The 25,914-nt window shown below is 65.4% G+C and carries 26 protein-coding genes; 12 read left to right on the plus strand and 14 right to left on the minus strand.

From position 1 onward, the window contains the following. From ACE3Q6_RS11210 to ACE3Q6_RS11245, 8 genes are all read left to right on the plus strand, one after another. Positions 1 to 633, plus strand: coding sequence for a TIGR02217 family protein (locus tag ACE3Q6_RS11210; protein ID WP_374432322.1), 633 nt, complete (start codon positions 1 to 3; stop codon positions 631 to 633). Further along, positions 630 to 1,526, plus strand: a complete 897-nt coding sequence (locus tag ACE3Q6_RS11215) for a DUF2163 domain-containing protein (RefSeq protein WP_374432323.1) — start codon at positions 630 to 632, stop codon at positions 1,524 to 1,526. The genes ACE3Q6_RS11210 and ACE3Q6_RS11215 overlap by 4 nt, the downstream gene beginning before the upstream one ends. Then, on the plus strand, positions 1,523 to 1,966 hold the full coding sequence (locus ACE3Q6_RS11220; RefSeq protein WP_374432324.1) for an NlpC/P60 family protein: 444 nt from the start codon (positions 1,523 to 1,525) through the stop codon (positions 1,964 to 1,966). Before ACE3Q6_RS11215 ends, ACE3Q6_RS11220 begins: the two co-directional genes overlap by 4 nt. Continuing rightward, positions 1,966 to 5,859 (plus strand): glycoside hydrolase TIM-barrel-like domain-containing protein, encoded by a 3,894-nt coding sequence (locus ACE3Q6_RS11225; protein WP_374432325.1) that lies wholly within the window; start codon positions 1,966 to 1,968, stop codon positions 5,857 to 5,859. The genes ACE3Q6_RS11220 and ACE3Q6_RS11225 overlap by 1 nt, the downstream gene beginning before the upstream one ends. A 123-nt stretch (positions 5,860 to 5,982) precedes the next feature. Continuing rightward, a complete protein-coding gene (cysE, locus tag ACE3Q6_RS11230; protein WP_374432326.1) occupies positions 5,983 to 6,789 on the plus strand; it encodes a serine O-acetyltransferase in 807 nt (268 codons plus the stop codon). Between the two features lie 10 nt (positions 6,790 to 6,799). Beyond that, entirely contained in the window at positions 6,800 to 7,441 is a 642-nt protein-coding gene (locus tag ACE3Q6_RS11235) for a lysophospholipid acyltransferase family protein (protein ID WP_374432327.1), read from the plus strand. Continuing rightward, entirely contained in the window at positions 7,438 to 8,382 is a 945-nt protein-coding gene (locus tag ACE3Q6_RS11240; protein ID WP_374432328.1) for a phosphatidate cytidylyltransferase, read from the plus strand. The genes ACE3Q6_RS11235 and ACE3Q6_RS11240 overlap by 4 nt, the downstream gene beginning before the upstream one ends. Further along, positions 8,379 to 9,002, plus strand: coding sequence for a CDP-alcohol phosphatidyltransferase family protein (locus tag ACE3Q6_RS11245; RefSeq protein ID WP_374432329.1), 624 nt, complete (start codon positions 8,379 to 8,381; stop codon positions 9,000 to 9,002). The genes ACE3Q6_RS11240 and ACE3Q6_RS11245 overlap by 4 nt, the downstream gene beginning before the upstream one ends. 85 nt (positions 9,003 to 9,087) lie before the next feature. On the opposite strand, the gene ACE3Q6_RS11250 is transcribed toward ACE3Q6_RS11245, so the two are convergent. From ACE3Q6_RS11250 to pgk, 6 genes are all read right to left on the minus strand, one after another. Then, on the minus strand, positions 9,088 to 10,425 hold the full coding sequence (locus ACE3Q6_RS11250; RefSeq protein WP_374432330.1) for a pyruvate dehydrogenase complex dihydrolipoamide acetyltransferase: 1,338 nt from the start codon (positions 10,423 to 10,425) through the stop codon (positions 9,088 to 9,090). A 10-nt stretch (positions 10,426 to 10,435) separates the two neighbouring features. After that, complete coding sequence (locus ACE3Q6_RS11255) at positions 10,436 to 11,818, minus strand: pyruvate dehydrogenase complex E1 component subunit beta (RefSeq protein ID WP_374432331.1); 1,383 nt, start codon at positions 11,816 to 11,818, stop codon at positions 10,436 to 10,438. Positions 11,819 to 11,830: 12 nt separating this feature from the next. Further along, the gene (gene pdhA, locus ACE3Q6_RS11260; RefSeq protein ID WP_374432332.1) at positions 11,831 to 12,817 is read right to left on the minus strand and encodes a pyruvate dehydrogenase (acetyl-transferring) E1 component subunit alpha; all 987 of its coding nucleotides are present in this window, start codon (positions 12,815 to 12,817) and stop codon (positions 11,831 to 11,833) included. A 168-nt stretch (positions 12,818 to 12,985) separates the two neighbouring features. Further along, positions 12,986 to 13,288 carry a septum formation initiator family protein gene (locus tag ACE3Q6_RS11265; protein ID WP_374432333.1) on the minus strand — a complete coding sequence of 101 codons (303 nt, stop codon included), beginning with the start codon at positions 13,286 to 13,288 and terminating at the stop codon, positions 12,986 to 12,988. A 131-nt stretch (positions 13,289 to 13,419) separates the two neighbouring features. Further along, complete coding sequence (locus ACE3Q6_RS11270) at positions 13,420 to 14,304, minus strand: fructose bisphosphate aldolase (protein ID WP_374432334.1); 885 nt, start codon at positions 14,302 to 14,304, stop codon at positions 13,420 to 13,422. 49 nt (positions 14,305 to 14,353) lie between these two features. Further along, positions 14,354 to 15,544 (minus strand): phosphoglycerate kinase, encoded by a 1,191-nt coding sequence (gene pgk, locus ACE3Q6_RS11275; protein WP_374432335.1) that lies wholly within the window; start codon positions 15,542 to 15,544, stop codon positions 14,354 to 14,356. Between the two features lie 138 nt (positions 15,545 to 15,682). On the opposite strand from pgk, the gene ACE3Q6_RS11280 reads away from it, so the two are divergent. Both ACE3Q6_RS11280 and ACE3Q6_RS11285 read left to right on the plus strand, forming a co-directional pair. Next, positions 15,683 to 16,198, plus strand: a complete 516-nt coding sequence (locus ACE3Q6_RS11280) for a peptidylprolyl isomerase (RefSeq protein WP_374432336.1) — start codon at positions 15,683 to 15,685, stop codon at positions 16,196 to 16,198. After that, complete coding sequence (locus tag ACE3Q6_RS11285) at positions 16,185 to 16,802, plus strand: peptidylprolyl isomerase (RefSeq protein ID WP_374432337.1); 618 nt, start codon at positions 16,185 to 16,187, stop codon at positions 16,800 to 16,802. The genes ACE3Q6_RS11280 and ACE3Q6_RS11285 overlap by 14 nt, the downstream gene beginning before the upstream one ends. Before the next feature lie 30 nt (positions 16,803 to 16,832). Here ACE3Q6_RS11285 and ACE3Q6_RS11290 read toward each other — a convergent pair whose 3' ends face one another. Beyond that, a complete protein-coding gene (locus ACE3Q6_RS11290) occupies positions 16,833 to 17,315 on the minus strand; it encodes a pyridoxamine 5'-phosphate oxidase family protein (RefSeq protein ID WP_374432338.1) in 483 nt (160 codons plus the stop codon). 75 nt (positions 17,316 to 17,390) lie between these two features. After that, positions 17,391 to 18,641 carry a tyrosine--tRNA ligase gene (tyrS, locus tag ACE3Q6_RS11295; protein ID WP_374432339.1) on the minus strand — a complete coding sequence of 417 codons (1,251 nt, stop codon included), beginning with the start codon at positions 18,639 to 18,641 and terminating at the stop codon, positions 17,391 to 17,393. 55 nt (positions 18,642 to 18,696) lie between these two features. Between tyrS and ACE3Q6_RS11300 the strand changes: the two genes are divergently transcribed. Then, positions 18,697 to 19,794 carry an anhydro-N-acetylmuramic acid kinase gene (locus ACE3Q6_RS11300; protein ID WP_374432340.1) on the plus strand — a complete coding sequence of 366 codons (1,098 nt, stop codon included), beginning with the start codon at positions 18,697 to 18,699 and terminating at the stop codon, positions 19,792 to 19,794. Here ACE3Q6_RS11300 and rarD read toward each other — a convergent pair. From rarD to ACE3Q6_RS11325, 5 genes are all read right to left on the minus strand, one after another. Beyond that, positions 19,778 to 20,701, minus strand: coding sequence for an EamA family transporter RarD (gene rarD / locus ACE3Q6_RS11305; protein WP_374432341.1), 924 nt, complete (start codon positions 20,699 to 20,701; stop codon positions 19,778 to 19,780). The genes ACE3Q6_RS11300 and rarD overlap by 17 nt on opposite strands. A gap of 267 nt (positions 20,702 to 20,968) precedes the next feature. Further along, complete coding sequence (locus ACE3Q6_RS11310; RefSeq protein ID WP_374432342.1) at positions 20,969 to 21,877, minus strand: fatty acid desaturase; 909 nt, start codon at positions 21,875 to 21,877, stop codon at positions 20,969 to 20,971. Next, positions 21,878 to 22,282, minus strand: coding sequence for a cupin domain-containing protein (locus ACE3Q6_RS11315; protein WP_374432428.1), 405 nt, complete (start codon positions 22,280 to 22,282; stop codon positions 21,878 to 21,880). 11 nt (positions 22,283 to 22,293) lie between these two features. Continuing rightward, positions 22,294 to 22,824 carry a pseudouridine synthase gene (locus ACE3Q6_RS11320; protein WP_374432343.1) on the minus strand — a complete coding sequence of 177 codons (531 nt, stop codon included), beginning with the start codon at positions 22,822 to 22,824 and terminating at the stop codon, positions 22,294 to 22,296. 122 nt (positions 22,825 to 22,946) lie between these two features. Beyond that, positions 22,947 to 23,258, minus strand: a complete 312-nt coding sequence (locus ACE3Q6_RS11325) for a hypothetical protein (RefSeq protein ID WP_374432344.1) — start codon at positions 23,256 to 23,258, stop codon at positions 22,947 to 22,949. 205 nt (positions 23,259 to 23,463) lie between these two features. Here ACE3Q6_RS11325 and ACE3Q6_RS11330 point away from each other — a divergent pair, with 205 nt between their 5' ends. Then, on the plus strand, positions 23,464 to 24,522 hold the full coding sequence (locus ACE3Q6_RS11330; protein ID WP_374432345.1) for an NAD(P)/FAD-dependent oxidoreductase: 1,059 nt from the start codon (positions 23,464 to 23,466) through the stop codon (positions 24,520 to 24,522). A 79-nt stretch (positions 24,523 to 24,601) separates the two neighbouring features. On the opposite strand, the gene eno is transcribed toward ACE3Q6_RS11330, so the two are convergent. Further along, entirely contained in the window at positions 24,602 to 25,879 is a 1,278-nt protein-coding gene (eno, locus tag ACE3Q6_RS11335; RefSeq protein ID WP_374432346.1) for a phosphopyruvate hydratase, read from the minus strand. Positions 25,880 to 25,914: the final 35 nt, after the last annotated feature.

The following is a 25,914-nucleotide window of genomic DNA, read 5'->3' on the forward strand; positions in this document are numbered from 1 at the left end:
ATGGCCTTTCACGAGATACGCTTCCCGGCAAACCTGAGCTTCGGCTCGGTCGGTGGACCGGAACGCCGGACCGAGATCGTCACTCTGACGAACGGTTTTGAAGAGCGCAACACGCCCTGGATTCATTCCCGCCGCCGCTACGACGCCGGAGTGGGGCTTCGGTCGCTGAACGATGTCGAAACGCTGATCGCCTTCTTTGAAGCCCGGGCGGGGCAGTTGCACGGGTTCCGCTGGAAGGACTGGTCCGACCACAAGTCCTGCGCGCCGCTTTCCACGCCCGGTCCAGAGGACCAGCTCATCGGAACAGGCGATGGCGTGACGACGGTCTTCCAGTTGCAGAAGACCTACGTCTCCGGCCTGCAGAGCTATACGCGGCCGATCCGCAAGCCGGTCCTCGGCACCGTCCTGGTCGCCATCGCCGGTGACAAGAAGGTCGAGGGCGTGGAATTCAGCGTGAACACGGAAACCGGGGAAATCATCTTCGCCCTGCCACCGGACCTGGGGACACGCGTGACGGCGGGGTTCGAGTTCGACGTTCCGGTGCGGTTCGATACCGACAGCATCCAGACATCGGTGGCGTCGTTCCAGGCGGGTGACGTTCCGACGGTTCCGGTTGTGGAGATCCGGCTATGACGAAGGAAGCGCTGCTCGCGCATCTGGAGACCGGCGCGACCACCGTCTGCCGCGCCTGGACGGTACACCGCCGGGATGGGGTGACCCTGGGCTTCACCGATCACGACCAGGACCTTGTCGTGGCAGGCGTTGCTTGCCGGGCCGATAGCGGCATGACGGCCAGGGCGCTGCAACAGACGACAGGGCTTTCGGTCGATAACACCGAGGCCTTCGGAGCGCTGACGGCGGCCTCCATCACCGAGGCAGACCTCGCGGCAGGACGTTTCGACGGGGCCGAGGTCCGCGTCTATCTTCTCAACTGGCAATCGCCGGATGACCACATTGAGCAGTTCCGCGGAAGCCTTGGTGACATCACGCGCGTTGATGGCAGCTTTCGTGCCGAGCTGCGCGGGATTTCCGAGCTTCTGAACCGTCCGCAGGGCAGGGCCTACACATCTCGCTGCACTGCCGTGCTTGGTGATCAGCGCTGCCGGTTCAATCTTGCACAGCCCGGCTATTCCGCCATCCAGGTGACCGCCGGGGTGGAGGATGGGCGGGTCTTCAGGTTGCCCGAACTGCCTGGTTTCGCTGACCGCTGGTTCGAAGAAGGACGGCTGGAAGTGGTTTCCGGCGCCGCCGCCGGATTGGTCGGAGTGGTCAAGAGCGACCGCATCGATTCGGGCGGTCGGAATGTCGAGCTGTGGCAGTCGATCGGCGCGCCCATCGCTGCCGGGGACAGTATCCGCATCCAGGCGGGTTGCGACAAGCGACCCAGCACATGCCGCACCAAGTTTCTGAACTTCCTCAATTTCCGCGGTTTTCCCCATATCCCGGGCGAGGACTGGCTGGCGTCGTATCCGGTTCCGGATCGGCCGAACGGTGGCGCACGGCGGGTGGGCGGGAGCGACGAATGACCGTCGGAGAGCGCGTCATGGCAGAAGCGCGGTGCTGGATCGGCACGCCCTACATTCACCAGGCAAGCACCCGCGGTGCGGGGACGGACTGTCTGGGACTGCTGCGGGGTGTGTGGCGGGCGCTCTATGGGGATGAACCTGAAGCCGTGCCTGCCTACACCCCCGATTGGGCAGAGCCCGACCGCCGCGAAGTGCTTTTCGAAGCCGCCAGTCGCTGGCTTGTCCGAAAGCCGTTGGAGAAAGCCGAAACCGGCGACGTCCTGCTGTTCAGAATGCATGAGAGATCCATCGCCAAGCATCTCGGGCTGCAATCCGAGATCGGCGCGCATCCGAAGTTCATCCACGCCTATACCGGCCACGGTGTGCTGGAGAGTTCACTTTCCCAGCCCTGGCAACGCCGGATCGCGGCACGATTCGCATTTCCAGAAGGAACCAAGTGATGGCCACTCTGCTTCTGTCCGCCGCCGGCGCGGCGATTGGTGCCGGTTTTGGCGGCACAGTGCTGGGCCTGTCGGGGGCCGTAATCGGTCGGGCGATCGGCGCGACGCTTGGCAGGGCGATCGACCAGCGGGTGCTTGGAGCGGGTTCGGAGCCGGTGGATGTGGGCCGCATCGACCGGCTTCGGCTGACTGGGGCGGGTGAAGGCTCGGCCATCGGTCAGATCTGGGGCCGGATGCGCGTCGGCGGCCAGGTCATCTGGGCGACGCAATTCACCGAAACCGTTCGGCGGCGGCGGACCGGCAAAGGCGCCCCGAAGCCCACTGTCAACGAATACAGCTACTCGGTCAGCCTGGCGATAGCGCTTTGCGAAGGCGAAGTTCTGCGGATCGGACGGATCTGGGCCGATGGGAATGAGATTTCGGCGCTTGACCTCAACCTGCGGTTCTATCCCGGAAACGAAACCCAGCTTCCCGACCCCTTGATCGAAGCAGTGGAAGGCGGGGGCAGGGCGCCGGCATACCGAGGCCTGGCCTATGTCGTGATCGAGGACCTGGAGCTGACGGCCTATGGAAACCGCGTCCCGCAGTTCAGCTTCGAAGTGGTGCGGCCGGCACAGGGTCCGGCGGTTGGTCCCATGGACACGCTTGGTGGTGCAGTCCGCGGGGTCGCCCTGATTCCGGGCACGGGCGAGTATGGTCTTGCGACGACGCCTGTCCATTATGCTGAAGCCCCCGGGCGAAACCGGTCGGCGAACGTTCATTCGCCCTCGGGCAAGACAGACTTCGCGACAAGCCTGGATCAACTGACTCAGGAACTGCCGAACGCGGGGGCGGTTTCGCTTGTCGTCTCGTGGTTTGGCGATGATCTGCGCTGTTCTGACTGCACCATCCGTCCGAAGGTGGAGCAGCGGGATCTGGACGGCGTTGGAATGCCGTGGCGCGCGGGCGGGATCTCGCGGTCTGCAGCGCTTGAAGTGCCCAAGGTCGACGGGGCCTCGATCTACGGCGGCACGCCTGCCGATGCCTCGGTGGTCGAGGCCATTCGCGCCATCCGGGCGGCGGGCAAGGAGGTCATGTTCTACCCGTTCATCCTGATGGACCAGGTGGCAGGAAACACTCTGCCAGATCCGTGGAGTGATGCGGCAACGCAACCCGTACTTCCCTGGCGGGGCAGGATCACCTTGTCGGAAGCGCCAGGACGGCCGGGAACGCCGGACCGGACCGCTGCAGCGGCGGCAGAAGTTGCGGCGTTTTTCGGTACTGCCCAGCCCAGTCATTTCACGGTCAATGGAGAAACCGTCAGCTATTCCGGGCCGGATGAATGGAGCCTTCGCCGGTTCATTCTGCACTACGCGCATCTGTGCTCTGTCGCCGGCGGGGTGGATGCTTTCTGCATCAGCTCAGAGATGCGCGGCCTGACGCAGATCCGCGGGTCCGGAGACAGCTTTCCTGCCGTTGCAGCGCTGCGGCAGCTTGCGGCGGATGTCCGGTCAATTCTGGGTCCGCAGGTCAAGATCAGCTATGCCGCCGACTGGTCAGAGTATTTCGGCTATCACGCGGATGGAAACGTGTACTTCCATCTCGACCCGTTGTGGGCCGATGACGAAATCGATTTCGTCGGCATCGATAATTACATGCCGGTCTCTGATTGGCGGGATGGGGAAACCCACGCGGACGCTGCGTATGGTTCCATCTACAACACCCGCTATCTGATGGATAATCTTGCGGGCGGCGAGGGATTTGACTGGTTCTACGACAGCCCCGAGGGTGCAGAGGCGCAACGGCGTCTACCGATCACGGATGGCGCCTTCGGAGAACCTTGGGTTTTCCGGTACAAGGACTTGCGGTCGTGGTGGTCGAACCTTCACCATAATCGGATCAACGGAGTTCGCGCTGCGCTTCCCACGGCCTGGATCCCGGGATCAAAGCCCATCCGGTTCACCGAATATGGCTGTCCGGCGATAGACAAGGGTACGAACCAGCCAAACAAGTTCGTAGATGTCAAATCCTCCGAGTCCGCCATCCCGGTCTGGTCCAATGGTCGGCGAGACGATCTCATCCAGATGCAATACCTGCTGGCTACGGCGAAATTCTGGGGAGAGGGGGCAAACAACCCCGTTTCGGCATTGTACGGCGCACCGATGGTCGACCTTGACCATGCCTACGCCTGGGCCTGGGACAGCCGGCCCTTTCCCGAGTTTCCCGGGCAGTCCGATGTCTGGACCGACGGAGGAAATTATGCGCGCGGTCACTGGCTGAACGGTCGCGTGTCCAGCCAGCCTCTCTCGAGCGTCGTGGCCGAGGTTTGCCAGCGTGCAGGTGTCCAGGATGTGGAAAAGGACGCGTTGTACGGACTGGTCCGTGGATATCAGCAGGTCGAGGTCGCGACCGCTCGATCCTCGCTGCAGCCGCTCATGCTGGCCTTCGGTTTCGATGCCTTCGAAAGGGAGGGGCGACTTTCCTTCCGCAGCCGCAATGCGCGGGTCGTGGCAGAGGTGGGCACCGACGATCTTGCCGACCTGCCCGATCTTGACGGCACCTTGGAAGCAACCCGAAGCTCGGAAGCGGAAACGGCGGGCCAGGTTCGGCTGAACTATGTCGACGCCCAGTCAAGCTATGAAATTCGGTCCGTCGAAGCCCGTTTCCCGGATGAAGATACGCCGAGCGTTTCCCAGTCTGACATGCCCCTGGCCCTGATCCGGACCGAGGGTCAGACCGCCGTGAAACGCTGGCTGGCGGAAGCGCGCGTCGCACGCGACACCATCCGCTTCGGTCTTCCGAAGTCCCGGCTGTCGATCGGGGCTGGCGATGTCATTGCGTTGGGAGGTCGCCGCTACCGCGTGGATCGGGTGGAGCAGGCCGAAGGGCAGCTTCTTGAAGCGGTACGGGTAGAGCCGGGCATTTATCTTCCGTCCGGCAGGGTGGACGAGACGATCACAGTGCGGCCGTTTGTGCCTCCTCTGCCGGTGCTGCCAATCCTTCTGGACCTGCCCTTGATCACCGGATCGGAAGTGCCACATGCCCCGCATGTCGCGGTCGCTGCCGACCCATGGCCAGGGACTGTGGCAGTCTGGTCGTCGAGCGTGGACGCTGGGTACGAACTCAACCGACTGGTTCCTGCCCCAGCGGTGGTCGGCTTCACCGAGTCTGTTCTTCCAAGACACAGTCCCGGTGTCTGGGATCGCGGTGCCCCGCTGCGCGTCAAGATCGTGGGCGGGGAGCTCTCGTCGGCGAGCGAGCTGGCTGTGCTGAATGGAGCCAACGCGATGGCCATCGGTGATGGCAGCGGAGCGAACTGGGAGGTATTCCAGTTCGCCGACGCGCAGCTGGTGGCACCGGACACTTACGAGCTTTCGAACCGGCTTCGTGGACAGCTTGGCACCGACGGCATACAGCCTGCGGCCTGGCCAATCGGGAGCACTGTGGTCCTGATCGACCTGGCCCTGATTCAGCTCGACCTGCCGCTGTCATCGCGCGGCCTTGACCGCTTTTACCGGATCGGGGTTGCCGCGCGCGGTTTCAATGACCTCCAGGTTCAGAAGAAGACGGAGGCTTTCGATGGGATCGGTCTTCGGCCCTATCCAGTAGCCCACCTGCGTCAGCGAAGAGAGGGGGCTGACCTTCAGGTCGACTGGAAGCGCCGCACCCGGATCGACGGCGATTCCTGGCAGTCCGTCGAGGTGCCGCTTGCAGAAGCCAGCGAGACCTATCTGGTCCGCGTGGAGCAAGGCTCTGCAGTGGCAGCCGAGTACACGGTCAGCCAGCCGCAATTCCTGTATTCGGCTGCCATGCAGGCGGGAGATCTGGTTTCCGGTCCGTACCAGATTGCAGTCGCCCAGGTGTCGTCCGTTTTTGGACCCGGTCCGTTTCGGAGGATCGACGTCCCTGGCTAAACGCGAAGCGCGGTCCTGGTGGGACTTTGGTCTTATCTCGGGAATTGATGACAGGCCCCACAGATTTGCATGTCGCCGCGCAATCCTGTTGTGGTATCTAGGTCCACAACCGGAGGCTTCGTCATGCTCGAAACCAGATCCAAAGTCACTGCCGTCGATCCCGTCTGGCGTCGCGTCTGCGAAGAAGCAGTGGACGCCATTCGGGACGAGCCTCTGCTTGGTGGCCTGATCCATTCCGGTCTTCTGCACCATTCCTCGCTTGAGCGTGCACTGGCCTACCGGTTTTCCCTGAAGCTCGCTTCGGGCGAAATGAGCGAGCAGATCCTTCGCGAAATCGCGGACCAGGCCTACGACAGCGATCCCTCCATCGGGGCCGCGGCCCGTTCGGACCTCATGGCGGTCTACGAGCGCGACCCCGCGTGCCACCGCTTCCTTCAACCGCTTCTGTTCTTCAAGGGCTACCAGGCCGTCCAGGCCTATCGCATCGGCCATTGGCTCTGGCAGGCGGGCCGGATCGACATGGCCTATTTCGTCCAGATGCGGGTGTCCGAGGTCTTCGGTGTCGACATCCACCCCGCCGCCCGTGTGGGCAAGGGGATCATGATCGACCACGCCCATTCGATCGTCATTGGCGAAACCGCCGTGGTCGGCGACAACGTTTCGATGCTCCATTCCGTAACCCTGGGCGGTACGGGCAAGGAGGACGGCGACCGGCACCCGAAGATCGGTGACGGCGTCCTTATCGGGGCAGGCGCAAAGGTGTTGGGCAACATCCAGGTGGGCCAGTGCTCCCGCATCGCGGCCGGCTCGGTCGTGCTTGAGGATGTCCCGCGCAACACCACCGTCGCAGGTGTTCCGGCCCGTGTCGTGGGCAAGGCGGGCTGCGCGCAACCGGCCCTGACGATGGACCAGATCCTCAAGGCGGAATGACCGACCTGGCATGATCCCCTCCCTTCGTGTGTTTGCCGCCCGCGTAACCGGGCAAGTCATTTCGACCTTCGCCCGCTTCATGACGGCCCCCCGCGCGATCTGGCAGGGAATCGAGCCGGTGCCGAAGCAGCGCGTCTACTTCGCCAACCATTCCTCGAATGGCGACTTCGTGCTTCTTTGGACCGCGCTGCCAACCCCGCTCCGCCGACAGACGCGCCCTGTCGCTGCCCTGGACTATTGGCTGAAGTCGCCACTTAGGGCCTTCATCGGACGCGAGGTCTTCAACGCGGTGCTCATCGACCGGCGCCCTGAAGCGCGCACCGAGGACCCGGTGGCGCAGATGGTTGCCGCGCTCGACGAGGGTTCCTCGCTGATCATCTTCCCCGAAGGCCAGCGCAACAGTTCCGAGGCGCCCCTTCTCCCCTTCAAGTCCGGCCTTTACCACCTTGCCAAGGCCCGTCCCAGCGTCGACCTTGTCCCGGTCTGGATCGCCAACCTCAACCGCGTGATGCCAAAGGGCGAAGTCATACCCGTGCCGTTGATCTGCACCCTGACCTTTGGCGCGCCCCTTCACGTCGAGCCCGAGGAGACCAAGGACGCCTTCCTCGCCCGCGCCACGCAGGCGCTTCTCGCCTTGAAGGCGCCATCATGACCACTCCGCATCTTCTCTGGCTCCTCGCGGGCGTCGGCGCCATCCTCGTCCTTGCCTCGGTCGTGGGCGAGATCCTGCGGGCCCGCCTCTCGCCTGCGGGAGAGAACCCGGTCATCGAGAACCTGAACGCACGCATCAATGCCTGGTGGGTGATGGTGATCTGCCTGGCGCTTGCCTTCATCGCGGGCAAGCCCGGTGTCGTGCTTCTCTTTGCGCTCTGCTCTTTCGCGGGCCTGCGCGAATTCCTCACCCTCACAACCCACAACCGCGCCGACCACTGGTCGCTTGTGGCCTGCTTCTTCCTGTTCCTGCCACTCCAGTACTGGTTCCTCGCGACCGATTGGTACGGGATGTATTCGATCTTCATCCCGGTCTACGCCTTCCTCCTTCTCCCGGTCATCTCGGCGCTCCGGGGGTCCACCAAGGACTTCCTGATCCGAGTCTCGGAAACCCAATGGGCGCTGATGATCTGCGTCTATTGCGCGAGCCACGTGCCCGCTCTCCTCTACCTCCAGATCCCCGGGTTTGAGGGGCGGAACGTCATCCTGATCGCCTACCTGATCTTCGTCGTGCAGCTGTCAGATGTCCTGCAATACGTCTGGGGCAAGCTCCTCGGCCGCACCAAGGTCGCCCCGAACCTCTCGCCCTCGAAGACCTGGGAGGGTCTGGTGGGCGGCACCGTCAGTGCCACCGCCATCGGCACTGCGCTCTACTGGATGACCCCCTTCACGCCGCTTCAGGCCGCCGGCATGTGCCTCCTCATCACGCTGATGGGTTTCTTCGGAGGCCTCGTCATGTCGGCGATCAAGCGTGACCGGGGGATCAAGGACTGGGGCCACCTAATCGCAGGGCACGGCGGCTTCCTTGACCGGCTCGACAGCGTGATCTTTGCGGCCCCGATCTTCTTCCACGTCACCCGCTGGGTCTGGTCCACCACATGACCGACGAAAACCGTCGCCCCCTCACCTCGCGCAATTCCGCCTGGGCCGCACGCCTGGCCTCCTGGGCCGTCGCAAAAGGCTTCACCCCCAACCAGATCTCCCAGGCCTCGATGGGCTTTGCGGCCCTGGGCTTCCTTCTCTATTGGCTCTCCACCACCGGCGGCTTCCTGCAATTTCTCGCCCTCCTCCTCGCCGCCGCCACCCTGCAAGCCCGCCTCGTCTGCAACCTGATCGACGGCATGGTCGCCATCGAGGGCGGCAAGGGCGCCAAGGACGGCCCCTTCTGGAACGAGGCCCCCGACCGCGTCTCAGACCTCCTCTTCTTCGCTGGAGCAGGCCTCGCCGTCGGCCGCCCCGACCTTGGCCTCCTCGCCGCCGCGCTTGCCATCGCCACCGCCTATATCCGCGAGCTTGGCCGAGCCGAGGGCTTCCCGCCTGATTTCTCCGGCCCCCTCGCCAAACCGCAGCGCATGGCCGTCCTCACCGCAGGTACCGTCCTCGCCGCCCTCTACGCGACCCACTGGACCCTTACCGTGACCCTCTGGATCATTGTTGCAGGCACTGCTGCCACCGTGACCCGCCGCTCGTGGACGCTGATCCAACGTCTCAAGGCGCGATAGAAAAAAGGGGACCTTGCGGCCCCCTTTCATCTTTGCACAAACATCCTGCGGGGGTTTGGGGGTGCAAAACCCCCACTGCCACGCGTCAAGCCAGCATCACCATCGGGTTTTCCAGCGCCTCGATCACGGCCTTCAGGAACTCGGCCCCCAAGGCCCCGTCGATCACCCGGTGATCCACCGACAGCGTCATCGACATGACCGTCGCGACCCCGATGGTCCCGTCCGCCATGACCACCGGTTTCTTGATCCCCGCACCCACGGCCAGGATCGACCCATGCGGCGGGTTGATCACCGCGTCGAAGTTCTCGATCCCCATCATGCCAAGGTTCGAAATCGCGAAGGACCCGCCCTGATACTCATGCGGCGCCAGCTTCTTGGTCTTCGCCCGCGTGGCGAGGTCCTTCATCTCCGCCGACAGCGCCGACAGCGACTTCTTCTCCGCATCGCGCAGGACCGGAGTGAACAAGCCACCCTCCACCGCCACGGCCACCGCCACGTCCGACGGCTTCAGCCGCAGCATCCGGTCACCCGCCCAGACGGTGTTCGCCGCCGGCACCGCCTGCAGTGCCATCGCGCAGGCCTTGATGATGAAGTCGTTGACGCTGAGTTTCACCCCGCGCCCCTCAAGCTGCTTGTTCAGCGTCTCGCGGAAGGCCATCAGCGCGTCCAGCTTCACATCGCGCCGCAGGTAGAAGTGCGGGATGGTCTGCTTGGCCTCGGTCAGACGCGCCGCCACGGTGCGCCGCATCCCGTCCAGCGCCACTTCCTCGAAGGGCCGGTCGGCATACATCTTCAGCACCGTCTCCGCCGCCATGCCCGTGGGCATTCCGGCAGCCGGTTTCGCCGAGGCAGGGGCCGCCGCCTTCGGAGCCTCCGCCACCGGAGCTGCCGCAGGCTTCACCGCCCCCGGCTGCGCCCCTTCCACATCCGCCCGCACGATCCGCCCATGTGGGCCACTGCCCTTCACGGCCGAAAGGTCCAGCCCCTTCTCCTTGGCAATCCGCCGCGCCAGGGGCGAGGCGAACACCCGCGCGCCACCCGAGGCCGCCACCGGGGCTGCCGCCGGGGCAGGGGCCGCCGGGGCAGGGGCCGCCGACGAGCCGCTCGACGAGGCGACAGCCGAGGAGGCGGACGAGGAGGCAGCCGCTGCAGGCTTCGCAACCGCAGCCGAAGCGTCCTCGCCATCCTCCAGCAGCACCGCGATGGGCGTGTTGACCTTCACCCCCGCCGTGCCTTCCGCGATCAGCAGCTTCCCGACGATACCTTCGTCGACCGCCTCGAACTCCATCGTCGCCTTGTCGGTCTCGATCTCGGCCAGGATCTGGCCCGACTTGACCGTATCGCCTTCCTTCACCAGCCACTTGGCCAGCGTGCCCTCCTCCATCGTCGGAGACAGGGCCGGCATCAGGATTTCAGTCGCCATTTTCCCCTCCTCAACGATAGCAGACGGATTTGACAGCGGTCACGACCTCGGCGGGCGTGATCAGGGCGAACTTTTCCAGGTTCGCGGCATAGGGCATCGGCACGTCCTTGCCCGTGCAGGTCACGACCGGCGCATCCAGGTAGTCGAACGCCTTCTGCATGATCGTTGAAGCCAGATGGTCGCCGATGGACCCCACCGGGAAGCCTTCCTCGACCGTGACGCAGCGGTTGGTCTTCATCACCGAAGCCAGCACCGTGTCATAGTCGATGGGCCGCAGCGTCCGCAGGTTGATGACCTCGGCGCTGATCCCTTCCTTCGCCAGCTCCTCGGCCGCCGCGAGCGCATGCGAACAGCCGATCCCGAAGGACACCACGGTCACATCCGTCCCCGGCCGCAGGATGCTCGCCTTCCCGAACGGAATGGTGAAATCCTCCGCCGTGGGCACCTCGAACGACCGCCCATAGAGGATCTCGTTCTCCAGGAACACCACTGGGTTCGGATCGCGGATCGCCGTCTTCAGCAAGCCCTTCGCATCCGCCGCCGAGTACGGCATGCAGACCTTAAGCCCCGGGATCGCCGCATACCAGGCCGCGAAGTCCTGGCTGTGCTGCGCGCCCACCCGCGCCGCCGCCCCGTTCGGGCCGCGGAACACCATGGGCGAGCCCATCTGCCCCCCCGACATGTACAGCGTCTTCGCGGCCGAGTTGATGATGTGGTCGATGGCCTGCATCGAGAAGTTGAAGGTCATGAACTCGACGATCGGTTTGAGCCCGCCCCAGGACGCGCCCACGCCGATCCCGGCAAAGCCCATCTCGGTGATCGGCGTATCGACCACCCGCCGCGCCCCGAACTCGTCCAGCAGGCCCTGAGATATCTTGTAGGCCCCCTGGTATTCCCCAACCTCTTCCCCCATCAGGAAGACCGTCGGATCGGCGCGCATCTCCTCTGCCATCGCCTCGCGCAGCGCCTCGCGGACCGTCATCGTCTTGGTCGGGCCTTCCGGCAGGTCGGTATGCGGCCAGCCGCGCACCTCGGCAGGCTGCGGGGCAGGGGCCGCAGGCACCGGAGCCGCCGCCACCGTCGCCGGCACTTCCGCCGCCGCAGCCACCGCCGCTACCGCCGCAGGCTTCGGCGCGTCAGAGACGCTCTCGCCCTCCTCGACCAGCACCGCGATGGGCGTGTTCACCTTCACGCCGCCCGTGCCCTCGGCCACCAGGATGCGGCCCACCACACCCTCGTCGACCGCCTCGAACTCCATCGTCGCCTTGTCGGTCTCGATCTCGGCGATGATCTGGCCGGACTTGACCGTGTCGCCTTCCTTGACCAGCCACTTGGCCAGCGTCCCTTCCTCCATCGTCGGGGACAGCGCGGGCATCAGAACTTCGGTTGCCATGTCTATTCCCCCTTACGCCGTGATATCCGTCCAAAGCTCGCTCAACGGCGGCTCCGGGCTTTCCTTCGAGAACTCGGCGCTCTCGTTCACGATCGCCTTGATCTCCTTGTCGATGGCCTTCAGCTCCTCGTCCGAAGCCAGCCCCCCCTGCGTCAGCAGGTCCCGGACATGCTCGATGCAGTCCTTCTCGGTCTTGATCTTCTCGACCTCCTCCCGCGTCCGGTACTTGGCCGGGTCGGACATGGAGTGCCCGCGGTAGCGGTAGGTCATCATCTCCAGGATATACGGCCCGTTCCCCGCCCGGCAGTGGGCCACCGCCTTCTCGCCCGCGGCCTTCACCGCCAGTACGTCCATCCCGTCGACCTGCTCACCCGGAATGCCATAGGCCAGACCGCGCCCGAACAGCGTGGTGGACTTCGTGGACCGCTTGACCGAGGTCCCCATCGCATACTGGTTGTTCTCGATCACGAAGATCACCGGTAGCGACCAGAGCTCCGCCATGTTGTAGGTCTCATAGACCTGCCCCTGGTTCGCCGCGCCGTCGCCGAAATAGGTGAAGGTCACGTTGTCATTGCCCAGGTACTTGTCCGCGAAGGCCAGACCCGCCCCCAGAGGGACCTGAGCGCCAACAATCCCGTGCCCGCCGTAGAAATGTTTCTCCTTCGAGAACATGTGCATCGAGCCGCCCTTGCCCTTGGAGTAGCCCCCGATGCGGCCCGTCAGCTCGGCCATAACGCCCTTGGCGTCCATCCCGCAGGCGAGCATATGCCCGTGGTCGCGGTAGCTGGTGACGCGCTTGTCGCCTTCCTTGGCGGCCGCTTCCAGACCCACGACGACCGCTTCCTGCCCGATGTACAGGTGGCAGAAGCCCCCGATCAGACCCATCCCGTAAAGCTGCCCCGCCTTCTCCTCGAACCGCCGGATCAGAAGCATCTCGCGGTAATACTTCAGCAGGTCTTCCTTCGAGACATTCGGTCTCGCGTCGGGCTTCTTGGCCATCCGGGCTCCTCCCAGTGTGCAGCTGCAGAAAATAGTTTAGTATTAAACCATCAATACAACATCGGTGTTTATTGGGTCAAAGAGATTCTCATGCGACGCAGCCCAGGCGGCAACATGCCACCTATGCGTTCAGCGCAAGCCGGAACTCTGGGAAAAAGGGCAAGGCCCTCAGCGGATCGCGATCTCGTCCGCGCGCATGTAGCCCAGCACGTCGCGCGTTTGCTGGTCCAGAAGGTCGAGGTCCAGATATTCGTCCGACAGCCGATGCGTCAGGTTCTGCATTTCGGCCAGTTCGGCCTGCAACCTGTCACGCTCGGCGGTCAGCTGCTCGGCCTCGGCGTTGATCGCGACCCGGGCGAACATGCCGTAATCGCCCTGCACGGCGGCAAAAGTGAAGTAGACCCCAAGGCTGGCGACGAAGCCCAGGTAGACCAGGCCGCCGAAACCTCTTTGCGAATGAACTGCCGACATGTGCCTTCTCCAGCCCCTCTGCCGGGGGCCTGCATGCACCATGCCACAACCCGAATCGCTTGTGAATCCTGAAAATGCATCCTGCTCAAAGACTTGAGCGGAAACGGGGGCAGGGCGCCCCCGATACAACCTCAGGTAATCGACGCCGCGTGGATGTTGTCGATCGCGCCCTTCAGCACCGCGTCGAACTCGCCATCGGTCTGCTTGGCCGACAGCCCTTCGGAGAGCGCGCGGCTGAAGCTCGCGATGATCCCGTGGTTCTGCGCCAGGATCTTGTTCGCCTCGTCGCGGGAATGACCGCCGGACAGCGCCACGACCTTCAGCACCTTCGGGTGCTTCACCAGCGGCTGGTAGAAATCCGCGATCGTCGGCAGCGACAGCTTCAGCATCACCTGGCCCTCAAGCCCTTCCAGATGCTTCAGGATTTCCTCCTGCAGGATCGCTTCAGCCTGCACCTTGTCGGCAATGGAGATTGTCACTTCGGGCTCCAGGATCGGCATCAGCCCATGCGCCGCGACCTGGCGGCCAATCTCGAACTGCTGCGCCACGATGGCCGCGATCCCTTGCCGGTTCGCCGCGTTGATGACAGAGCGTTCCTTGGTCCCGTAGATCCCCGCCTTCGCCGCCCGCGCCAGCAGCGCATCCAGCCCCGGGATCGGCTTCATCAGCTGCACCCCGTCCGCCTCGGCCTCAAGCCCCTTGTCGATCTTCAGGAACGGCACCACGCCGCGCTTTTCCCACAGGTAGGTCGCGGTCGGGATACCGTCGATGGTCCGGTCCATCGTCTGCTCGAACAGGATCGCCCCCACCACCTTGTCGCCGGTGAAGGCGGGCGACTTGATGATCCGCGCCCGCATCGCGTGGATCAGGTCGAACATCTGCTCTTCGCCCGTATACTCGCTCTCGGAAATCCCGTAGAGTTTCAGCGCCTTGGGGGTCGATCCGCCCGACTGGTCCAGCGCGGCAATGAAGCCCCGCCCGTTCCGCACCTGTTCGGTCATCTTCGCGTTGGTCATGTCCGTCTCCCGTGTTCGCTTTCAGGCATAGCCCCGAAGGCCCGCCCTCTCAACCCATCAACGCCTTGACGCCCGGCAGTTCCTTGCCCTCCATCCATTCCAGGAAGGCCCCCCCGGCGGTCGAGATGAAGGTGAAATCCTCCGCCGCCCCGGCCGCATTCAGCGCGGCCACGGTATCGCCCCCGCCTGCCACGGAAATCAGCTTGCCCTCGCGGGTCAACCGCGCCGCACCCTGGGCCGCCGCATTGGTCGCCGCGTTGAACGGCTCGATCTCGAAGGCGCCCAGCGGCCCGTTCCAGATCAGCGTCTTGGCCTCGGCAAACACCGCCTCCAGCCGCGCCACCGTCTCCGGCCCCGCATCCAGGATCATCGCATCCGGCGGGCATTTGTGGACGCCGACGGTCTGGCTCTCCGCCCCCGCCTTGAACTCACGCGCCACGACCACATCCACCGGCAGGTGGATCTGGCAACCCGCCTTCTGCGCCCGGTGCCGGATTTCCCGTGCCGTCTCGGCCATCTCGCGCTCGGCCAAGGACTTCCCGACCTCGATCCCCTCGGCCACCAGGAACGTGTTCGCCATCCCCCCGCCGATCACCAGATGGTCGACCTTTGTGACCAGGTTCGCGAGCAATTCGATCTTTGTAGACACCTTCGCGCCCCCGACCACAGCCACCACCGGCCGCTGCGGAGACCCCAGCGCCGCCTCCAGCGCGCGCAACTCCGCCTCCATCAACCGCCCCGCCGCCGCGGGCAGCAGCCGCGCCAAACCTTCCGTCGAGGCATGCGCCCGGTGCGCCGCCGAGAAAGCGTCGTTCACATAGACATCCCCCAGCTTCGCCATCTGCGCGGCGAGCTCCGGATCGTTCTTCTCCTCCCCGGGATGGAACCGGGTGTTCTCCAGCAGCACCACGTCGCCAGCGCCCGCCTTGGCAATCGCCGCCGCCGCGACATCGCCCACGCAATCCGCGCCGAATACCACCTTCCGGCCCAAGGACCCGGCCAGCGCGTCCACGACATGGGAAAGGCTCATCTCCGGCACCACCTTGCCCTTCGGCCGGTCGAAATGCGCGAGCAGCACGACCTTCCCACCCTTGGCCGCGATGTCATCGACAGTAGGCTTGATCTTGTCGATCCGGGTCATGTCCGTCACCCGGCCCGCCTCCATCGGCACGTTGATGTCCACGCGCACCAGCACCGTCTTGCCGCCAAGCTGCATGTCGTCCAGCGTTTTCCAGGCCATCGCGCTTCTCCATCTTTTGAAACCTGCCCGCTTTTGGCGCGGGGATCACGCCCACGTCAACCGCTTCCATCGCTTTGCCCTTTCCTTGGCCGGATGCCGCCGCTACGGTCGCGCCCGACGAAAACCAAGGAGACCCCGATGCCCGACATCAAGGACCCGGAGAACACGATCATCCTCACGCTGAAGGACGGCGAAGTGGTGATCGAGCTTCTCGCCGACGTGGCGCCCAAGCATACCGAGCGCATGAAGCAGCTTGCCCGCGACAAGGCCTATGACAACGTGGCCTTCCATCGGGTGATCGAGGGCTTCATGGCCCAGACCGGCGACGTGGAAAACGCCAACATGGCCTCGCCGAACTACAACCCCCGCCGCGCGGGGACGGGTGGGTCGCAGTACCCCGACCTTCCGGCCGAGTTTTCGAAGCTCCCGCATGACCGCGGCACCCTGGGTGCGGCGCGGTCGCAGAACCCGAACTCGGCCAACAGCCAGTTCTTCATCAACTTCCGCGACAACCATTTCCTGAACGGCCAGTACACCGTTTATGGCCGCGTGATCAGCGGGATGGAGCATGTCGACAAGATCACAAGGGGCGAGCCGCCGGCGAACCCCGACCGCATGATCACCGTTCGGGTGGCTGCCGATGTCCAGGCTTGATCGCGTAATCGCAGGCGGCCTCTTCGCCGCCGGTCTCGCCGTCGTCGTGGGCTACGGCATCAGCCAGACCACGCCGGCACTGGCCCAGGCCACCGATGGCCCCGGCCCTAACCTGGTGATCGAGGTCGCAGGCCAGGCCAACGGCACCGTGGTCATCGACCTCCTCCCCGACGTCGCGCCGAAGCATGTCGCGCAGATCACCGCGCTGGCCAAGGAAGGCGCCTATGACAACGTGGTCTTCCACCGCGTGATCGAAGGCTTCATGGCCCAGACCGGCGACGTCTCGAACGGCAAGGCCGGGGGCGACCTCTCGATGGCCGGCATGGGCGGCTCCTCGCTTCCCGACATCCCGGCCGAGTTCACCAACGACCTCTCGTTCCAGCGCGGCGTCGTCGGCATGGCCCGCGCCCAGGACCCGAACAGCGCCAACAGCCAGTTCTTCATCATGTTCGCGGACGGCAGCTTCCTTGATGGCCAGTACACCATCGTCGGCAACGTCGTCTCGGGGATGGAGGTCGTGGACGCGATCAAGCGCGGCGACGGCCAGAACGGCGAGGTCTCCGGCACCCCCGACGTGATGACCAAGGTCACCGTCCAGGAATGACGAAAGGGGGCCCTTGCGGCCCCCTTTAACTTAGTCCAGCGGCACCTCGGCCACCTTGTCCTTGAAGTCCTTCTGCGGATTGATCCCCAGCATCGCCTTGATCCCCGCCATCAGGGACGAGGCATTCTCCCAGATTTCGGCACTTTCCAGGTCCAGCCGCATCAGCGCGATGTCGGGGTCGTCCTTCCCTTCCTCATACCAGGCGGCGACGAAGGGGTTCCACAGCTTCTCGATCATGTCGCGCCGGGTGTCCTCGACCAGCTTGCCCTCGATCCGCGCGAAAAGGTCATGCCCCTTCGCCACGAAGACCGCCGTCGCCGCCCCGCCACCGGCCTGCACCAGCTCGCTGTCCTGGCTGGTGAAGAACCACAAGGGTCCCCGGTCCTCATCGCTTTCGAATTGCGCGGTCATCGGGCGGGCAGGGGCGGATTCGTCCACCATCCCCAGCATGACCGTCATCTCCGAGCGCAGACCCGCCCAGAGCTTCGCTTCCAGTTCTTCCGGTGTCGGCATCGCCATTCCTCCAATCCATCGGAAAGGGGAACGGGGCGGCCGGGGATGGGTTCCCGGCCACACGCAATCGTAAGTTTACCCCAGCACCACCAGAGCATGCCGCTTCTTGCCCGCGGTCAGCTTCAAGGGCTCGACCAGGTGGCTCGCCCCATAGCGGAGGCCCGTGTCGGTGACGATCTCGTCGTTCACCTTGGCCCCGCCCTCGGCGATAAGCCGTTTCGCGTCCTTGCCCGAGGCCGCCAGACCCGCCTTGACGAACAGCTGCACGATCCCCACGCCCTCGGCCAACTCCCCGGCCTCCAGCGTCACGGTGGGCAGGTCGTCCCCGATCCCGCCCTTCTCGAACACTTCCCGCGCCGTCGCCTCCGCCGCAGCCGCCGCCTCGGCCCCGTGCAGGAGCCCTGTCGCCAGGTTGGCCAGCTGGATCTTCGCTTCGTTGATCTCCGACCCGCCCAGGGCCCCCAGCCGGTCGCACTCCTCGACCGGCAGCTCGGTGAAGATCTTCAGGAACCGCCCCACATCCGCATCCGTCGTGTTCCGCCAGAACTGCCAGAACTCGTAGGGGCTCAGCATGTCCCCGTTCAGCCAGACCGCGCCCGAGGCCGATTTCCCCATCTTCCGCCCGTCGCTCGTCGTCAGAAGCGGAGTCGTCAGGCCGAAGATCTCCTGGTCGATCACCCGGCGCGTCAGGTCGATCCCGTTGATGATGTTGCCCCACTGGTCGCTGCCGCCCATCTGCAGCAGGCAGCCATTGCGGCGATGGATCTCCAGGAAGTCATAGGCCTGCAGGATCATGTAGTTGAATTCCAGGAAGGACAGCGACTGCTCGCGGTCCAGCCGGGATTTCACCGATTCAAAAGAAAGCATCCGGTTGACGCTGAAATGCCGCCCGATGTCGCGCAGGAAGTCCAGGTAGTTCAACCCGTCCAGCCATTCCGCGTTGTTCAGCATGATCGCGTCGGTCTTGCCCTCGCCATAGGACAGGTAGCGCGCGAAGACCTGCTTCAGCCCCTCGATGTTGCGGTCGATGGCCTCGGGCGTCAGAAGCGGCCGCTCTTCGCTGCGGAAGGACGGATCGCCGACCTTGGTCGTCCCCCCGCCCATCAACGTGATCGGCTTGTGCCCGGTCTTCTGCAGCCAGCGCAGCACCATGATGTTCATCAGGTGGCCCACGTGCAGGCTTGGGGCCGTCGCGTCGTAACCGATGTAGGCGGGGACCACACCCTTCAACAATGCCTCATCAAGCGACTGATAATCCGTGCAATCGGCAACAAAGCCGCGCTCGAACATCACGCGCATGAAGTCAGATTTTGGATGGTAGTTCATGGCCGCCTCGGTCTAGGATGCGCGCGGTATATCGTCGCGAGGGTTCCAAGGGAAGATGCGGAAGGACGGGGCTTTGTGGGCGCTCGGCACCATGTCCGGCACCTCGCTGGATGGCGTTGACGCGGCGATGATCAAGACCGACGGCCAGACCGTCTTCGCCTTTGGCCCTGCCGCCTACCGCCCCTATACCCCCGAAGAGCAGGAGGTCCTCCGCGCGGCCCTTGGCCAGTGGCCGGGCGACCCGGACGTCGAGGCTGCCGCCGAAGTGGTGGAAACCGCCCATGCCGAAGTGCTGGCCCGTTTCTCTGGGGCCGAGGTCCTGGGCTTCCACGGCCAGACCCTGGCCCATGACCCGAAGGGCCGCGGCACCCATCAATGCGGCAACGGCGCGCTTCTGGCGCAGCTTCTGGGCCTGCCCACGGTCTGGGACTTCCGCTCCTCCGACGTGACGATCGGCGGGCAGGGGGCTCCGCTTGCGCCCTTCTACCACTATGCGCTTGCCCGCCACATCGGCGCGACCGAACCCTTGGCCTTCCTGAACCTCGGTGGCGTCGGCAACATCACCTGGATCGACCCCACGGCACCCGGACCGGAAAGCCCCGGAGCGCTTCTCGCCTTCGATACCGGCCCGGCCAACGCGCCGATCAACGACCTGATGCGCGACCGGCTGGGCGAAACCCATGATGCGGGCGGCGCACTTGCCGCAAGCGGCGAGGCGGACGAGGCCTTCGTGGCCGCCTTCCTCAAGCACCCCTGGTTCGACGCCCTCCCACCAAAGTCGCTCGACCGCAACGGGTTCGGCGACCTGGTCGACCGGCTGGAGATGCTGTCGGACGCAGACGCCGCCGCCACGCTCACGGCCCTTGCAGCCGCCTCCGTCGCCGCGGCGCAGATCCATTTCCCGGCGCCCGTGACCCGCATCCTCGTCACCGGCGGCGGGCGCAACAACCCCACGCTCATGGCAGAGCTTCGCCGCCGCATCCCCGTCCAGATCGACCCGGTGGAAGCCGTGGGCCTCGATGGCGACATGCTGGAAGCCCAGGCCTTCGCCTTCCTCGCCGTCCGCGTGCTGCGCAAGATGGCGACCTCCGGCCCCGACACCACCGGCGCGCCGGCCCTTGTCGGCGGTGGCCAGATCAGCCGGCCCGATTGAATCGCTGGGCCAGAAGCGGCGCCGAATAGATCACCAGCGCGGCCCAGATGAGGCTGAAGGCCAGGAGCTTCACCGCGCTGAACGGCTCGCCGAAGACGAAAACCGCCGTCAGGAAGATCAGGGTCGGCGCGATGTACTGCATGATCGCGATGGTCGACAACGTCAGCCGCTTCGCCCCGTTGGCATAGATCATCAGGGGCACCGCCGTGACGATCCCGCAGCCCAGAAGCAGCGCATTGTCCCAGGCCACACCTTCCAGGAAATGCCCGGTCCCGTTTGCCAGAAGCCAGCCGATGTAGGCCAACGCGGGCAGAAGCAGGATCACGACTTCCAGGGTGAAGCCCTGGTTCGGTCCGATGGGGAGCCGCCGCTTCAGGTAAGCATAGAACCCCCAGGTCACCGTCAGCCCCAGCGCCACCACCGGTAGCCGCCCGGCCTCCCAGGTCAGGATGCCCACCGCGACGACCGCCAGCGCGATCGCCACCATCTGCGTCCTGCCCATCCGCTCGCCCAACAGGACCGCGCCCAGGAAGATGGAAAACAGCGGGTTGATGTAATACCCGAGCGCCGCATCCAGCGCATGTCCGGACCCGATGGCCCAGACGTAGATTCCCCAGTTCACGGAAATCAGCGCCGCCGTCATCGCTCCCATTCCCAGCATCCGGAGAGACCTCAGAGCCGCCTTCAGGTCATCCGTCCGCCCCATCCAGGCGATCACCGCCACCGCGATCGGCACTGACCACAGCACCCGATGCGCGATGACCTCCACAGGCGGAATATGCGCCAGCGCCTTCATGTAAAGCGGCAGGAAGCCCCACAATAGGTAAGCCGTCAGCGCATACAGAAATCCGGACAGGCTGTCGCCGGTCGTCGCACCGGCACGAAGGGGGGCAGGGGTCTCGCTCATGCCCAACCCCTACCGAAAGCGCGGCTCCGCAACCACCCCGATCTTGTGCCCCGCACAATCCCCGCGGACCCGACCCGAGACCTCACTTTCATACTGTCTCAAATATCCCCGCCGGAGGCATCCGCCCGAGGCCCCAAGCGACCCCGCCGCCCCTCAGACCCGCGCTTTCATCTTTGCCCAAATATCCCCGCCGGAGGCTCCCGCCGCCCGTCACCCACAACCGGCATGGTTGACGCATCCTCAACGCCCGCAGCCAACCCCTTGATTTCAGGGAACTCCGGACTTTGTCCACGCAGGACGCCGCTCCAGGTAGTCCTTTGTGAAGGCCGCATAGCCCTCCGCCGTCACCCGCAGCTTGTCCTTCATCAACCCGTGCACCTCGGGCAGGCGGTGGAACGGCACCGTCGGCCAGACATGATGCTCGACATGGTAGGGCATGTTCCAGGCAAGCCACCGCACCGCCCGCGTGGTGAAGGTCGTCCGGGTGTTCTCGAACATGTTCGCGACCTCCGGGCAGTCGCCATGCTCGGCCAGAAGGTAGAGCCGCAGGAACGGCTGCCCCAGCAGCACCGGCACCACCCACACCCACAGGACCACATCCGTCCAGGCCAGCGACAGCCCCGCCGCCGCGTAGACCGCCGCCATCCCCCGCGCCTCGGCCACCACCCGCGCCTGCGCGCCCTCGGCCACGAAGCCGTCCGCCACCCGGCCCCGGACCAGCGCCGCCATCAGCCGCATCTCGGCAATCCAGTACGGCAGGCCCGACACATGCCAAAGCCACGCCCCCCGCGTCGCGGGCTTCGGCCCCGCCAGTTCCGGATCCTTCCCCGGCAGGTTCGTCCAGCGGTGATGCGCCATGTGGAAGGCGCGGAACCACTCGAAGGGCAGCACCAGAAGCACCCCGCACAGCCGCCCGACCCAATCGTTCAGCCAGACCGTCCGGAACGGCGTCCGATGCGTCGCCTCATGCTCCAGCGTGAAGAGGAAGATGACCAGCACCCCCTGCACCGGCAGAAGCAGCCACCACCCCGGAACCCCCGCCGCAATCAGCGCGCCGACCCCGAGGATCAGGCCCAGATGTTCCGCAAGATGCCACAGCCCCGGCCCATCCGTCCGCTCCACCATCCGCTCGCGCAGGTCGGCAGGGACCGAGGCAAGGAAGGCCTTCTGGTCCATCTAGAGGCTCCACCCCGGCGGCGCCAACTCGAACCCCTCGAACTGGAACCCCGGGCTGACCGTGCAACTGACCAGCGTCCATTCCCCCGTGGACCGCGCCGCCTGCCACCATCCGGCGGGGACCACCGCCTGCACCACCTCACCCCCCAGCACGTCCGGTCCCATCCGCATCTCTCGCGCGGCCTCCACCCCCATCGACAGCACCAGCGGCGCCCCCGCATGCCAAAGCCAGATCTCGTCCGCATCCACCCGGTGCCAATGGCTCCGCTCCCCCGCCTGCAAGAGGAACAGGATCGCCGTTCCGCTCGCCCGACCCTCGACCAAAGGCCCCACCCAGGTCTGCCGATACCAGCCTCCCTCCGGATGCGGCTGCAGCTCAAGCTTCCGGATGATCGCCTCCGCCATTCCGATATCGCTCACGCCTGCCTCCATTCGCCCGGAGCCAACCCCTCCAGCGTCCAGTCCCCCACCCGCCACCTTATCAGCCGCAGGCAGGGCAACCCCACCGCCGCGCACATCCGGCGCACCTGCCGGTTCCGCCCCTCGCGGATCGTCAGCTCGATCCACCCGTCCGGCACCGTCTTCCGCACCCGGATCGGCGGCACCCGGGGCCAGAGCCATTCCGGCTCCGCCACCCCGCGGGCCTTTGCCGGAAGGGTAGGGCCATCGTTCAACTCCACGCCCTTCCGCAACCGGTCCAGCGCCGCCTCGGTGACAACCCCCTCGACCTGCGCGAAATAGGTCTTCTCCAGCTTGAACTTCGGGTCCGCGATCCGCGCCTGCAGCTTCCCGTCATCGGTCAGGACCAGCAGTCCCTCCGAATCCCGGTCGAGCCGCCCTGCCGGATAGACCCCCTTCACCGGCACGAAATCCGCCAGCACCGCCCGCTCCCCCTCGCGGGAAAACTGGCAGAGCACGTCGTAAGGCTTGTTGAGGAGGATCAGCATCGCCCCGACCCTAGCGCAGCCCGCCAGAGGGCGGAAGCGGCCAAAGCCCGGACAAGCTTCGGCCCCGCCAGGAAGTCCCGGCGGGGCCGCAGTCTAGCGACAAAGGGGCCTCAGCCCCGGGTTTACTGCGCCACAAGCTGGTCCTGAACGATCTTGTTCAGCGCCTGCGAGCTGCTCGTCGCCGCGCATTCATTGGCCGAGCCACCGCCCTGAGCCAGCACATTGGCCTCGACGCCGCAGACGTTGGCGGCAATCCCGATCGGGGCCTGCACCGTCACCGGGATCTCGCTGACGTTGACGTCCAGATCGCGCGCGATGTCGACCGCGATGTCGGACAGGTTCACGTTGACCAGCCCCTCCTGCTGCTGGGCGACAGCCGCCCCAGCAAGAAGCGTCGTTGCAAAGGCCACCGGTGCCAGAATTTTGAGTTTCATGTCATGTCTCCTGATTGGACACCGCACCAAACGCCAGCCCGCCCCGATGTTTCCGCAATCTCCGACCCCGAGGCTTGGGGGGCCGACTACCGCCCGGAACGTCCCCTTCCGTCGGCCACATGCAGCCCAGTTCCATCACTTCCGACACCGTGCAAACCAACCTCACCCGATTGCCAATCCCGCCCGCCCATGCCAGCCTTCCCACATGACCCAGACCCTGATCATCGGCGCAGGCATCACTGGCGCGTCGCTGGCCTTTCAGCTTGCCCGGCGCGGAGAGACGGTGACGGTCATTGCCACCCACACGAACGGCGGTCTCGCCTCGGCCGCGAGCTTCGGCTGGCTCAACGCCTCCTACTACCTCAGCCACCCGCATTATCACCTCCGGCATGAAGGCCTCGCTGCGCACCGCCGGCTGATGGAGGCTGTGCCCGGCCTGCCGACCAGCTGGTCCGGCTGCCTTTGGTACGAGGCGACGGGCCCCGCACAGGAGGAAACCGCCAGCGACCTCGCCGCGCTTGGCTACCGGGTGGATCGCCTGTCCCGCCTCCAGATCGCCGAGCGGCTTCCTACCCTGGGTCCGATCCCGGAAACCGCGCTCTTCTTTCCCGAGGAAGGCGTCGCCGACCCGGGAGTGCTCGCCCGGGCGCTGATCGCGGCATCCGGCGCACAGGTCGTCACCGCAACCGTGCTCGACGTCACGCATGCGCAGGGCAGGGTGAGCGGGGTCCTGACCGACCTCGGTCCCATGCCCGCCGACAGGGTGATCCTCGCCACCGGCACTGGAACGCCCGCGCTCCTTGCGCCCTTCGGCTACACGCTTCCCATGCTGAAGCGCCCCGGCCTGATGGTCCGGACCAACCCGCTGCCGCCGATCTGCCCCGTCGTCCTTGCCACCCCCGACCAGGAAGTCCGCCAGGACCGCGAAGGCCGCCTCGTCGCCCCGGCCTCGGCCGGCCACCAGTCCGACCATGCCGAGACGCTTGGGGCCTTCCCGGTTGTCGTCAACGCCACCCTGCAACGCCTGCGTGCCCTGTTCCCCGGCCATGACATCCACTTCGCCCATCAGGCGATGGCTCTGCGCCCCGTTCCCGGAGACGGGCTGCCAGTCGTGGGGCAGGGGCCGGTCGAGGGACTGTGGCTCGCCGTCATGCACTCCGGTGCGACACTCGCACCCATCGTCGCGGAATGTCTGGCAGCGGAAATCAGCGGCGGCTCTGACAGCCCGCTCCTGACCGACTTCCGCCCGTCCCGGTTCAAATAGAAACGGGCGCCCGCTCAGGACACCCGCCGATTTCTTCAAAGAAATCGGACCGGAGTTTTCGAAAACTCCGGCCCCGGCCTCAGCCCTTCAGGATCGACCGGCCGGCATATTCCGCCGTCTCGCCCAGCATCTCCTCGATGCGGATCAGCTGGTTGTACTTCGCCAGCCGGTCCGACCGCGACAAGGACCCAGTCTTGATCTGCCCGCAGTTCGTCGCCACGGCGAGGTCGGCAATCGTCGAATCCTCCGTCTCGCCCGACCGGTGGCTCATCACGTTGGTGTACCGCGCGCGATGCGCCATATCGACGGCCTGCAGCGTCTCGGTCAGGGTGCCGATCTGGTTCACCTTCACCAGCATGGAGTTCGCCACCCCATCCTTGATCCCCCGCGCCAGGCGCTTGGGGTTGGTGACGAACAGGTCGTCGCCGACCAGCTGGATCTTCGACCCCAGACGCTCGGTCAGCAGCTTCCAGCCCTCCCAGTCGTCCTCGCCGCAGCCGTCCTCGATCGAGATGATCGGATAGTCGTTCGCCAGGCCCACCAGGAAATCGACGTTCCCTTCGATGGAGAGGTATTTGCCTTCGCCCTTCATCTCGTACTTGCCGCCCTTGAAGTATTCGGTCGCGGCGCAGTCGAGCGCGAGGAACATGTCCTCACCCGGCTTGAAGCCGGCCTTCTCGATGGATTTCAGAATGAAATCAAGCGCGTCGCGGGCAGAGTTCAAGTTCGGCGCGAAGCCGCCCTCGTCGCCGATCCCGGTGTTGTGGCCTGCCGCCTGCAACTCCTTCTTCAGCGTGTGGAACACCTCGGACCCCATCCGCACCGCCTCGCGGATGTTGTCGGCGCCCACCGGCATGATCATGAATTCCTGGATGTCGATCGGGTTGTCGGCATGCTCGCCGCCGTTGATGATGTTCATCATCGGCACCGGGAGCACGCGGGCCGAGGTCCCACCGACGTAACGATACAGCGGTTGCGCCGTGAACTCCGCCGCGGCCTTGGCCACTGCCAGGCTGACGCCGAGGATCGCGTTCGCGCCAAGCCGAGACTTGTTCGGCGTCCCGTCCATCTCGATCATCGTGCGGTCGATGCCCACCTGTTCGGTCGCATCAAAACCGACGATCTCCTCGGCGATCTCGCCGTTCACGGCCGCGACGGCCTCCAGAACGCCCTTGCCCTTGTAGCGCTTGGCATCGCCATCCCGGCGCTCGTTCGCCTCATGTGCGCCGGTGGAAGCGCCCGAGGGCACCGCCGCGCGGCCCATGGATCCGTCTTCCAGGGTGACGTCCACCTCGACCGTGGGGTTCCCCCGGCTGTCCAGGATTTCGCGGGCGTGAATGTCGATGATCGTGCTCATGGGCGGTTTCCTCAAGGCCGAAAAGATGCTCTCGC

Origin of the sequence: Tabrizicola sp., from assembly GCF_041913445.1 — a bacterium.
Lineage (GTDB): Bacteria > Pseudomonadota > Alphaproteobacteria > Rhodobacterales > Rhodobacteraceae > Tabrizicola.

Bases quoted from the DNA above. Each gene is read 5' to 3' on its own strand.
- ACE3Q6_RS11240 (WP_374432328.1), top strand. From the start codon at position 7,438: ATGACCACTCCGCATCTTCTCTGGCTCCTCGCGGGCGTCGGCGCCATC.
- ACE3Q6_RS11255 (WP_374432331.1), bottom strand. From the start codon at position 11,818: ATGGCAACCGAAGTTCTGATGCCCGCGCTGTCCCCGACGATGGAGGAA.
- pgk (WP_374432335.1), bottom strand. From the start codon at position 15,544: ATGGCCTGGAAAACGCTGGACGACATGCAGCTTGGCGGCAAGACGGTG.
- ACE3Q6_RS11315 (WP_374432428.1), bottom strand. From the start codon at position 22,282: ATGGCGGAGGCGATCATCCGGAAGCTTGAGCTGCAGCCGCATCCGGAG.
- ACE3Q6_RS11285 (WP_374432337.1), top strand. From the start codon at position 16,185: ATGTCCAGGCTTGATCGCGTAATCGCAGGCGGCCTCTTCGCCGCCGGT.
- ACE3Q6_RS11270 (WP_374432334.1), bottom strand. From the start codon at position 14,304: ATGACCAACGCGAAGATGACCGAACAGGTGCGGAACGGGCGGGGCTTC.
- ACE3Q6_RS11280 (WP_374432336.1), top strand. From the start codon at position 15,683: ATGCCCGACATCAAGGACCCGGAGAACACGATCATCCTCACGCTGAAG.
- ACE3Q6_RS11225 (WP_374432325.1), top strand. From the start codon at position 1,966: ATGGCCACTCTGCTTCTGTCCGCCGCCGGCGCGGCGATTGGTGCCGGT.
- ACE3Q6_RS11290 (WP_374432338.1), bottom strand. From the start codon at position 17,315: ATGCCGACACCGGAAGAACTGGAAGCGAAGCTCTGGGCGGGTCTGCGC.
- cysE (WP_374432326.1), top strand. From the start codon at position 5,983: ATGCTCGAAACCAGATCCAAAGTCACTGCCGTCGATCCCGTCTGGCGT.
- tyrS (WP_374432339.1), bottom strand. From the start codon at position 18,641: ATGAACTACCATCCAAAATCTGACTTCATGCGCGTGATGTTCGAGCGC.
- ACE3Q6_RS11220 (WP_374432324.1), top strand. From the start codon at position 1,523: ATGACCGTCGGAGAGCGCGTCATGGCAGAAGCGCGGTGCTGGATCGGC.
- ACE3Q6_RS11320 (WP_374432343.1), bottom strand. From the start codon at position 22,824: ATGCTGATCCTCCTCAACAAGCCTTACGACGTGCTCTGCCAGTTTTCC.
- ACE3Q6_RS11310 (WP_374432342.1), bottom strand. From the start codon at position 21,877: ATGGACCAGAAGGCCTTCCTTGCCTCGGTCCCTGCCGACCTGCGCGAG.
- eno (WP_374432346.1), bottom strand. From the start codon at position 25,879: ATGAGCACGATCATCGACATTCACGCCCGCGAAATCCTGGACAGCCGG.
- ACE3Q6_RS11210 (WP_374432322.1), top strand. From the start codon at position 1: ATGGCCTTTCACGAGATACGCTTCCCGGCAAACCTGAGCTTCGGCTCG.
- ACE3Q6_RS11300 (WP_374432340.1), top strand. From the start codon at position 18,697: ATGCGGAAGGACGGGGCTTTGTGGGCGCTCGGCACCATGTCCGGCACC.
- ACE3Q6_RS11250 (WP_374432330.1), bottom strand. From the start codon at position 10,425: ATGGCGACTGAAATCCTGATGCCGGCCCTGTCTCCGACGATGGAGGAG.
- ACE3Q6_RS11235 (WP_374432327.1), top strand. From the start codon at position 6,800: ATGATCCCCTCCCTTCGTGTGTTTGCCGCCCGCGTAACCGGGCAAGTC.
- ACE3Q6_RS11330 (WP_374432345.1), top strand. From the start codon at position 23,464: ATGACCCAGACCCTGATCATCGGCGCAGGCATCACTGGCGCGTCGCTG.
- ACE3Q6_RS11245 (WP_374432329.1), top strand. From the start codon at position 8,379: ATGACCGACGAAAACCGTCGCCCCCTCACCTCGCGCAATTCCGCCTGG.
- ACE3Q6_RS11325 (WP_374432344.1), bottom strand. From the start codon at position 23,258: ATGAAACTCAAAATTCTGGCACCGGTGGCCTTTGCAACGACGCTTCTT.
- ACE3Q6_RS11215 (WP_374432323.1), top strand. From the start codon at position 630: ATGACGAAGGAAGCGCTGCTCGCGCATCTGGAGACCGGCGCGACCACC.
- ACE3Q6_RS11265 (WP_374432333.1), bottom strand. From the start codon at position 13,288: ATGTCGGCAGTTCATTCGCAAAGAGGTTTCGGCGGCCTGGTCTACCTG.
- pdhA (WP_374432332.1), bottom strand. From the start codon at position 12,817: ATGGCCAAGAAGCCCGACGCGAGACCGAATGTCTCGAAGGAAGACCTG.
- rarD (WP_374432341.1), bottom strand. From the start codon at position 20,701: ATGAGCGAGACCCCTGCCCCCCTTCGTGCCGGTGCGACGACCGGCGAC.